Source organism: Flavobacterium tistrianum, assembly GCF_003254545.1.
Taxonomy (GTDB): domain Bacteria; phylum Bacteroidota; class Bacteroidia; order Flavobacteriales; family Flavobacteriaceae; genus Flavobacterium; species Flavobacterium tistrianum.
In genome coordinates, this window is the sequence record NZ_QJRH01000017.1 from 1 (window position 1) to 289 (window position 289).

A 289-nucleotide genomic window follows, 5' to 3' on the forward strand; every position below is an offset into this window, starting at 1 on the left:
CACTTTAAAGCCCGCTTTGAAGGTTTCGAAAGCGGCATCCAATGCAGCCTGATCGGCATAAGCGCACGCTGAGGCGTTAACCGCTGTCGGAGCTTCTGGGGTTACGGCTGCTGGAGCCGTGATGGTGAAGTCTCGGCTGATTGTCGTTTCGTAGCATTTGTCGGTCACTTTATAGGCCACGGTCACCGTGCCTCCGTCGCATAGTTTCGGAGCCATCGGACTGCCTTGGATCTGTCCTTTCGCATCGCATCCTCCGCTCACTTTAAAGCCCGCTTTGAAGGTCTCGAAA

General features: G+C 55.0%; 1 protein-coding gene. It reads right to left on the reverse strand.

Going from position 1 to position 289, the window contains the following annotated elements:
* Positions 1 to 289, reverse strand: a 289-nt coding sequence (locus DMB71_RS22045; protein ID WP_204251749.1) for a hypothetical protein, incomplete at both ends; no start/stop codon positions are given.